2 protein-coding genes are annotated in these 10,853 nt (G+C 34.8%); both read left to right on the top strand.

All coding sequences use genetic code 11. The features are described 5' to 3' along the window. The first annotated feature begins 3 nt into the window (after window positions 1–3). Complete coding sequence (locus tag IEV85_RS14900) at window positions 4–1,047, top strand: acyltransferase family protein (RefSeq protein WP_188464778.1); 1,044 nt, start codon at window positions 4–6, stop codon at window positions 1,045–1,047. Window positions 1,048–1,478: 431 nt separating this feature from the next. After that, window positions 1,479–10,853 carry a fibronectin type III domain-containing protein gene (locus tag IEV85_RS14895; protein WP_188464776.1) on the top strand — a complete coding sequence of 3,125 codons (9,375 nt, stop codon included), beginning with the start codon at window positions 1,479–1,481 and terminating at the stop codon, window positions 10,851–10,853.

Genomic DNA, 10,853 nt, shown 5'->3' with positions numbered 1-10,853 from the left:
TATATGCAAACCAGAACATTTTTAAATTATATCCACAATTTCAGAGGGATTGCCATTATTTTTATTGTAGCAGCGCATATATTCTTGTTGTGGGAAATAGAAGAAGGGACCCCCGTTATTAAAATTATTCTTGATGCCATATGGAGAAACGGTACAGTATTATTTGTTTTTATTGCAGGGTATTTATTTCAATACTTGAAATCTAAATATAACTATAAGGACTACTTAGTAAAAAAAATTAAGTTTGTTATTTTACCTTATCTCCTAATCTCAATTCCAGTAATTGTATTTAGATTTTTTATAAGCCCACCTGAGGATGTCTATAATGCTTTTCCTGATTACTTTGAATGGTCTTTGATTAAGAAGGTGATTTTTTTTCTCGTTACAGGTACTCACTTATTGCCATTTTGGTTTATACCAATGATTTTCCTCTATTATCTAATTTCACCTGCTTTTATATACTTAGACAATAGGCCTCATCTGTATAAGTTTATATTGCCTATCTTAATATTACTTTCTCTTTTTATAGAAAGAGGAAATAGGGGAGATTTGCACAACATACATAAGAATTTCGTACATTTTCTATCAGTTTATACTTTTGGCATGTGGTTTTCGCATTATAGTGCTAAGATTTTAAATTGGTCAGAGAAGTTCAAGTGGATAATTATTGTTTTATTCTTTACTTTATTTGGATTAACTCTTTTGTACCATCAAGCTGCTTGGTATGATCAATTATTATATGTTCAGAAAATGTTATTATGTTGGATACTATTCTATTTTTTATATAAAATGGAAGGCGCTATTCCCAAGAAGATCAATCAATTTTTAGGTTTTTTTGCTGACTACAGCTTTGGGGTATTTTTTATTCACTATATAATATTTCTTGTGCTGAAAATGATTTTCGAAAAAGCTTTCCCTCACTTTTTAGTTGGTTCACTTTTTAACTGGCTGTTTGTATTTGCTTTAACACTTCTTCTTTCTTTGCTTTCTGTAAGAATAATAAAGTTTATTTTCCCTAAAAGGAGCCGGTATTTGATTGGTTGCTGAGTTATTTTGATTCTAGCTCATCAGAGTTGTTAGTTTATATTTAAGAACATATCGCATTTCGTAGTTTTCCTATATAATGAAATAATTAAGGCTCCTATCTGACATTCGTAGAATGAGGAGCCCTACATAACAATACCTTTAACTTTGAGGAGAGCAGTTAATTTCAGCCTGTATTAAAAAGGGCGCATTACTCATAGTAAACTAAGATTTTGCAATTGCGGGAAGATCAGAATTAAAACGCAACCCCTAAATATAAGCAAACGTATATTTTTTAATTAATCTTACATCTTTTATTTGCTGCTTAGGGAATTTATTTATCTGTTTTATTGTTTGGTTTATCTAAAAAAGTGAAATATTTGTTAATATAATTGAATTTTACAAATAATAAGCTTTAATTTTGTAGATAAGCGTAATCCCTAATGCATTCTTAAATGAAAAAATATTACATCATTCTACTCTTTGCTGTTTTTTTTGTGCAACATGGATATAGCCAGTTCACAAAATATCCAAATGAGGTACTGTTTAATTGGGCTTCTCCTTATAAATCTTATAGCTATCAGGGACAACATTTCAGAATTAAATATCCTAATGATTTTGACTCTCTTGGTACAAAAAAGTATCCGGTTATTTTATTTTTACATGGATTCGGAGAGAGAGGGACAGATAACGAAAATCAATTAAAACATGGAGGGCAAAGAACCCTTAATGCTATCAACAGCGGTGAATTTCCAGGTATAGCGTTTTACCCTCAGACAACTGGGGTGAGTTGGGATGGTAGTAATCTGCAATCAGTAGTAGCTATTTTAGATGAACTTATTGCAAAATGTAATGCAGATCCTGACAGAATTTATGTGCATGGGCTTTCGTTAGGTGCAGAAGGTGTATGGAGATTTGCCTTTCAATACCCTCAATATGCCGCTGCTATTTTTCCTATGTCAGGTGTGGTAGGTGGTAATGTAGCAGGAGTTACAAGGTTTATTCCTACCTGGCTGTCGCAAGGTGGTTTGGATAAAAATCCCGAACCCTCCACAGGTAATAATAGAGTGATAAGTTGGAGAGAGCAGGGAGCAAACATTCGATACAGCTATATGCCTACTACTGGACATGGCACATGGAATGCTCAATACTCTAAATCAGAATTTTTTCCCTGGTTTTTAGAAAAGCACAAAACAGATATAACTGTGCTCTATGGGCAAAGTTCTTTTTGTGAAAATGATCCGATTGACATTACTCTCGGAATTACTGCGGGTTTTGCTAATTATCAGTGGGTTAAAAATGATACTACCAGTACAAATTATATTGCAACTGGTTCAGGATCTAATACTATAAATGTTACAGATATTGGGTACTATTATGTGCGGTTCCAGCGTGCTAATGGAGTTTGGACTAAGTGGTCGAAACCCGTACATGTGAATAGAAATTTAAATAAGACCTCTCAGCCTACTACCAGCTTTGGTAACCAGAGTCTAAATTTGCCTACTATTGCTGGTCAACAATCCGTAGAAATCACTGGTCCGCAGAATATGGATTCCTACAGATGGTTCCGAAATGCTACCATCATTCCGGGTGCTACTAATTATGTTTTTACCACTTCCAATGGTGGTGAATATGCAGTAAGTGTCAGAACAGAAAAAGAATCCTCTTGGCAAGACGAGGCTGAAACAGTACCCTCAGAATTTCAAGCACCTCCACAACCCTGTTTTAGTGATCCATCCGAACCATTAGTGGTCACCTCACAAAATGGTTTAAATGTTCCTGCGAAACCTACTAATTTTTTTGTCAACTTATTAAATGATAACAGTATTGTAATCAACTGGGATGATAATTCATCTGATGAATTAGCTTTTGAATTGTATAGAAGTGTACAGAGTGGTTCAGGATATAAGCTGGTTCAGAGAATAAATGCAACTACTGGGGCTAACCCTCAATCTTATGTTGATACTCCGCTCAATGCAAATACTAATTATTTTTACAGAATGCGTGCTGTAAATAATTCTGGAGGATCAGAATATACAAGAGAAGAAAGTGCTTCAACATTGGTAGATAGTGAAAGTCCTTCAGCCCCTTTTTTAAACCTAATTGGATCAACAACGAATAGTGTCAGCGTGGAATGGACTGCATCCACAGATAATATTGGTGTAGTGGGGTATGAGGTATTTCGAAATAATGCATTAATAGCTTCATTGCCAAATGATCAGTTCCAATTTACCAATACTGGCCTGGCTATTGACCAAACATATAGTTATGTTGTAAAGGCGAAAGATGCAACAGGAAATGTTTCATTAGCAAGTAATCAGGTAACTGCAAAAACCTCTGTCAGCCAAGGCTTAAAGTATACATATTATCATCACAATAATTTTAATAGTGTAGATCAAATAGTCTCAAATGGTACTGTTATTAAAACAGGCATTGTTAATAATTTTAATATGAATAACAGAGAGCGGGAGGATCGTTTCGCTTTCATTTTTGAAGGCTTGGTGGAAATTCCTACTGCAGGAGATTATACTTTTTTTACAAATTCAGATGATGGTTCTAAATTGTTCATAAATAATCAGTTGATTGTAGATAATGATGGTACACATGGTTGTCAGCAAAGAAATGGGGTTATTAATTTGCCAGTAGGATTGGCTGCAATAAGAGTACTAATGTTTGAAAATGGTGGAGGACAATGCCTGGAGGTAAGATGGCAAGGCCCTGGTATTAGTAAGCAATTTATTCCTGATAACAGGTTGTTTAATAATAGTTTTGAATTATCCGGCTTTCCTTCTCAGCCATCTAATTTACAAGCCACAATTATATCAAATAGTCAAATAGATTTAAATTGGACAGATAATAGTAATAACGAGGAAGGCTTTGAAATTTATCGCTCTCTTAATCAGAATGCTAATTACCAACTTGTACATTTATCTGCTGCCAATGAAACATCATGGACAGATAGTGATTTATCTGGAGGTACTACTTATTATTATAAAATTAAGGCTATTAATTTCAATGGCAGCTCAGATTTTACTGGCCCAATTTCGGCTACAACAACAGGTAACCCTCCTTCTCCTGCATCTCCTGCTAATTTTAGCTTAATAGTAGAGAATAGTAGTAATGTTAGGTTAAACTGGACAGATAATGCTACAGCGGAATTGGGGTATGAAGTTTATAGATCTACATCCTCAGTAGTATCTACCTTCACTTTAATTCATACTACATCGACTAATGTAAATTCCTATCTGGACCAACAAACACAGGGGAATCGCACCTATTATTATAGAATACGGGCAAAAGGAGAGGGTAGTTTTTCTGATTTTACAAGTGTGTTAAATATTACTACTGATAATAATCCTCCTGTAATAGAGTCAATAATTAACAGGTCAGTAAAATATGGTACTACACTTGAGTTGCCAATTATAGCTAACGATCCGGATGGAGATCCTATTACTTTTAGCTTTTCAAATGCTTTACCTGCTTTTATGTCACTGTCAGATAATGGATATGGTAGAGCGCAGCTTACTGTTAATTCAGATATAAGTAATGCTGGTCAATATCCTCTGGAAATTAGTGCAAATGATGGTTCTGGAGGCGTAGATACTCAAAGCTTTGTAATTACTATTAGCGATAATGAAAATCCATTTATAAGCTCAATTGATAATATTATCATGAAGGAAGGTTATACAGTAACTTTTGATGTGGCTGTAATTGATGAAACGCTTGGTAGTTTAACTCTTTCAGTCTCAAATAAACCCGACTTTGTCTTTTTTGAAGACTTAGGAGGAGGAATCGGTACCTTTACAATATCTACTGAAATTAATCAGGCAGGAGTTTTTAATAATATCAAGCTTTTGGCAGATGATGGCAATGGAGGTTTTTCTGAAGAAAGTTTTAATATCAATATTGAAGAAGCCAAAAGGAATTACTCCGTATTTGTGAATTTTGGAACCAATGTTGCGCCATCTCCATGGAATAATATTTCTTTTGGAAATGGATCTAAAGGAGAGAGATTTATAGAATCTAATGATGGAGGTGAGGATGTAGTGTTATCTAATACTGGCCAATGGTATAATTCGTACGGAAATTCAACTTTAAATTCAGATTTGTATATTCCAGAGGTAGTAGATTATTTTCTTAGAAAGAATGCAGGAAATGCTAATTTTCAACTTACGAATCTAAACCCGGGTTTGAATTATGATATAACTTTCTTTGCGGGTAAATTGAATAATAATGATGGATTGTCTTATACCCGGACGAGGTTTACAATTAATGGTACCTCAAAATTTTTAAGTGTTCTTAATAACACTAGCAATACTGTTGTGTTTAATAGCTTAAAACCAGATGAAAATGGAGTACTGAATATAGGGGTTCAAGGAGAGAACAGTGGTAATTTTATTCTAAACAGCATGGAGGTGAATGTTTATTATGAAGATGGGTTACCTCCAGCTGCACCAACTAATTTAACATTGACTGCTATATCTAATTCAGAAGTGGAACTCTCCTGGGAAGATAACGCAAATAATGAACAGCGTTTCGAAATTTTTAGGTCAAATGTTTCAGAAACAGGTCCTTTTACGCAGGTAGGATTTGCACCATTAAATCAAACTACATTTTTTGATGAAAACTTAAATGGAAATACTACTTATTATTATAAAGTAAGAGCAGTAAATTCAACTGGTAATGCAGAAACGACAGTGGCATTTATTACAACTCAGAATAGTGCTCCTGTCTTAACTAATATCGAAAATGTTACCATATCAGTAGGTGATACTCTTTCAATAGCTTTTAGTGCTACTGATGCAGAGAATGATGGAATAATTTTCACGGCTGTTTCGTTACCTGATTTTGTGGAACTAGTAGATAATAATGATGGTACAGGAGTACTTACAATTATTCCTACAGGAAAAGATGCTGGGTTTTACGGTAATAATATTGTTGAAGCAACGGATATTTATGGTTTAAGTGCACAAACTTTATTTAATATTCAGGTGATTGATAATGTTTTTGCAAATACTTTCTATTTAAATTTTGGCAATAACTCTAACGCCGGTTCCCCATGGAATAATATCTCTGGAAGTTTCGCCCAAGGTACCTCTTATAACTCTTTACTCAATTTTAATGGGATAGCTGGCAATGTAGGTTTGGAGATAGGTGCTGGATGGTCTGCTACTGCATCAGATGGAATGTCGAGCGGCAATAATAGCTTTATTCTGGAAGATATAGTATTTCAGAATTACTGGCGTAGTAATAATTCCTCAGCTTCTTTAAAACTCACAGGGTTAGATACAGAAAAACTTTATACAATTGAGCTTTTATCTTCAAGTAATGCATGGTTAAATACAGAGACCAATTTTACTGTTCAGAACAAAAGCCGAAACAATGTAAACGTAACTAAAAACAAAGATAACCTTCTATCTTTTAGTGGAGTCAAACCCAATTTAGCTGGAGAAATAACTATAAGCTTAGCCCAATTCAATACTATCACTGAAGCTATGTTTATCAATGCTTTAATTTTAAAAGAAAATATAATAGATGTAGCACCTATAGCTCCTTCAAAATTTGAAGCCAGAGGTATATCTAAAACAGAAATAGAATTAAAATGGCAGGATAATGCTGTAAATGAGACCGGATATGAAATATATCAGAGTGATGAAATAGGGAAAGCTTTTACATTATTAGCCACTACTGGTCCTGATGTGGAGTATTACAAGCATACTGGTCTTATTGCAAATGCACCTCGCATATATAAAATCAGAGCCGTGGGAATTGATGGAAATTCAGAATATACTCCTGAAATTGCTGCTGTAACCCTTAACAATAAGATATTTATCAATGTTAACACTGATATTTCGGACTATCTTCAGGCAGGTGCGCCATGGAATAATACCAATAAAGTACCAACAACAGGTTTGGTGTTTAACAACCTTGTTGACTTTACCAGTAACCCTGTACCTATTCAAATGATAATAGAAGATATTGGAGACGGTAGCAACAATAAAAATGGCTTTACAAGTGGAGATTTGATTTATCCTGCGGCTGTAATGCAAGCTTACTATTATTTCGAACCCAATGCTGCACCAGGTTTATTTCGTTTATCTAATTTATCTGACAGTATGGTTTATGATCTAACATTCATGGGGTCACATGGAGGTACTTTATTTGCAATTACAGATTATACAGTTGGAGAAAAAACAGTTACTGGTTTCGGTAAAAGTAATAGGTATAGAACATCTACTATACATGATGTAACTCCGGATGATAATAGTACAATTCTATTTGAGGTAGATGCTTCTAATGAAAATGATGCCCAATATGGCCTTTTTAATTCACTAGTAATCGAAGAACATCGCTCTGCAGATGTGGCTTTGGATAAAATAGCACCTTCTGTTCCTCAAAATCTGGTGGCTAACAATATTACTGAAAATAGTTTAGACTTGCTATGGAATACTGCTTCGGATAATGTTAGTTTAAGTGGATATGAGGTGTACCAAAATGGTGTAATGATTGCTACCACCAAAGAAGCGTCTTTAAATGTAGCTAATCTGGTGCCAGGTTATGAGTATCTTTTTACGGTGAGATCAGTTGATAGAAATAGTAACCATTCTGCTTTTTCTAATGATTTGAAAATATCAACTTCTGATCCAGCTGATGGCTTTATTACATACTACTCCTTACCTTCAGGAAGTTTAAACAGTCCGGGAACCTGGAATACACAGACCGATGGAAGTGGTACTTCTCCAGCAGATTTTACTTTAAACAATAATGAATTCATATTAAATAGAACGGCTACATTGAGTGGTGAATGGACAATTTCAGGAACGGGGTCTAAACTTATAGTATCTAATGATGTGTCTTTAACCATTGATGCTGGTTTTGAAGGTGCTATTTCTGCTTTAGAAAATGCTGGCATTTTTATAAATGTTGATGCAGCACCAGAATTTGTAGAGATGCACCCTTCATCTACGGTTAGTTTCAATGCATTAAATAATAATATTCCTACTTCTGCCTATGGCAATCTTATTTTAGGAGGTAACACTGGAGCAACTAAACAGTTTCGATCAGGCAATCTTACTATTGAGGGAACCTTAAGCGTGGAAGATGGTGTAGAGTTAAATGGTGTGGATCCTAACAGTACAAATATAGTAGCTAAAGGAACTGTTTCCTTTCATGGAGTAGGATCTGCAATTCCATCTGAAAAAATGTTGAGCTTAGTGATGGCAGGAACAGGAGAGCAACATATTGAAGTGCTTAATGATAATATTAACTTATTTAATTTACGGATTGGTGAAGGAGCAGAAGTTGTATTTGATTCTAATAATCCGGAAATGCAGATACAGTTGGGTAATGCCTCCGGAGGAGGTTTAGTAATTGAAGAGGGAGCTAGTTTAAATATTGGTCATCATAATCTGATTATAGATGGTAGAGGAATAATCAATTCTCAAAATCAAACTGGCAGGCTTAAGACCAATAATGGAAGTTTAGAATTTCGTTCTCGAAGCACTTTAACATCTCATTTACATTTTGAGGCAGGAAGCGATACTTTAAAAATGCTTTTAACTGATATGGCAAATTCCGGTAAAATAGAAATTAATTCACCTTTATATATTTCAGATGAACTTCAGGTAAGGGATGGTATAGTTGATGCTCAGGGCAATCTAACAATGGTTTCTGATGCAGAAGGAACAGCTTACATTAGTGAAATTCAAAACAGGGGTGAAATTAGAGGAAAGATAAAAGCTCAGAGGTATGTCTCAGCACCACCTAACAGGATGTATAGATATTTTGGTAGTACGGTTAGAAATGCAACTGTGGCCGATTGGCAAGAACATATTGCCATCACTGGTAATTTTTCAGGACGTTCTACCGGTCCGGGGTTAACAGCTAATCCATCTGTTCATTATTATGATGAAAATACGGTAAGTGGTTGGATGCCTTTTCCTACTACAAGTAATCAGGAAATAATGGAAGTTGGTAAAGGTTTTTCAGTATTCACCCGTGACACAAAAAATCCTTTAAGACTTGAATTAGTAGGAGAGCCTGTACAAGGCGACTTTGAGTTTAATCTTTTAGCAGAAGGTACTAATGATCCTACTGCTAATGATGGAGTAGGAGATGGATGGAATTTAGTTGCTAACCCTTATCAATCGCCAATTCAATGGGGGGGAGAAGGATGGACTAGCAGCAATTTAAGTCCTGTGTTATCAATCTGGGATGCAGACTACCCCGGTGGAGGTAAATATTTTTATGCGGGTGGAGGAGTGAGTGATTCTTCATTCAATGGTGAGGTAGCTATAGGTCAGGGATTTTGGGTTCAGGCAATTGATAGTAATCCGCAATTAATTATCTCTGAATCTGCTAAAGTAAATACTAATAGTGCAGTATTTTACAGAAATGCTGTACAGCAGCCAGTTCAGTTTACTATACGATTAGCGAAAGATGGAATAGAAGATAAGGCTTTTATTCTGTATAGTGAAGCTGGCTCACGAATTTACAATGGAGCTATACACGGCAGAAAACGTACAAATGATATTTTCAATATTGCTACAGCGTCTGCTGATGGTGTTGATTTAGCTGTCAATCACTTACCAAATAATTTCTGTAGTGATAGTATAGCTATTTTAACTTCTAACCTGGCTCCGGGGAATTATAAGATCAGTTTTGAAAAATTGGAGACTTTTCACGACAATGAAGAATTTACTTTAATCGATCATTTTTTACAAACTGAAGTAGATGTTACTCTCCAAACAAGTTATGCTTTTGATGTAGAGCATGCAGGTGACCCATCTGGGGTTGGTAGGTTTACACTAATTATTAGAAAACCAGAGATTGATCAAAGTTTAACTCTTACACAATCATCTCAGAGCATTTGTGAAGACGATCAAGTAACTTTAACCATTAAGGGCTCTCAAAAAAATGCTCTTTACAGTTTAATTGTAAATGGGGAAGAGCAAAATAATATGGTTAAAGCTACAGGAAATGATCTTACTTTAGTTATTGATTCTGAAAAGCTTAATTATGGTGAAAATGTAGTTTTAGTAGAAGCAGGATTTAGAAATTGTGGGGTGAAAGTTCTTAATAATTCTATAGTTATAGAAAGATCAAAGCAACCTGAAGTTAACCCTGTGGATCCAATAACAATTTGCTCAGGAAATTCTGCCCATATTACTATAAACCCTACAGCTTCAAATCTTTCATTCAGATGGTATTCAGACGAATTTGACGAAGATCCTATCTTGGAGACATCCTCTTTACAATTTGAATCTCCTGTATTAAATAGCTCTACTGCCTATTATTATGCTGCTGTTAACTCAAATGGCTGTGAAAGTTCCAAAAGAGAAGTAATAGAGATTTTGGTTGAAAAGCTGGACGAGCCTGTTATCAACTTTAAAGATGGCTCATTATTTTCCAGTAGTGAAAATGGAAATCAATGGTACTTTAATGGTCAGCTTATAGAAGATGCTATTCATCAAAGTTTACCGGTTTCAGAACCGGGTGTTTATTCAGTAAAAGTGAGTAATGGTATTTGTGAAATTATATCTGATAATTATGAATATTATATCACTTCTAATACGAACTCTGCTACTTTAGATTTAAATATTTATCCTAACCCTGCGGATCAGGATTTTAATGTTGTTTTTAACCAGGTTTTAGAGGAAGATGTTCTTGTCAAAATCGTTGATTTAGCTGGTCGGGAAGTTTATTCTGATATCGTTCGAAAAGGTAATAAGGAGAGTGTGGTTATGGTAAATCATCTATCTTCAGGTACATATGTGGTAAGAATGATGTATATGAATAAAGTTTACATGAAGAGACTATTAGTTAATTAG

This window comes from Marivirga lumbricoides, assembly GCF_014636295.1.
Classification (GTDB): Bacteria; Bacteroidota; Bacteroidia; order Cytophagales; family Cyclobacteriaceae; genus Marivirga; species Marivirga lumbricoides.
The sequence above is the reverse complement of the archived record's forward strand: the minus strand, read 5'-3'. Positions and strand labels throughout refer to the sequence as shown.

Excerpts from the sequence above, each read along its gene's own strand:
- IEV85_RS14900 (WP_188464778.1), top strand. The coding sequence starts at position 4 with ATGCAAACCAGAACATTTTTAAATTATATCCACAATTTCAGAGGGATT.
- IEV85_RS14895 (WP_188464776.1), top strand. The coding sequence starts at position 1,479 with ATGAAAAAATATTACATCATTCTACTCTTTGCTGTTTTTTTTGTGCAA.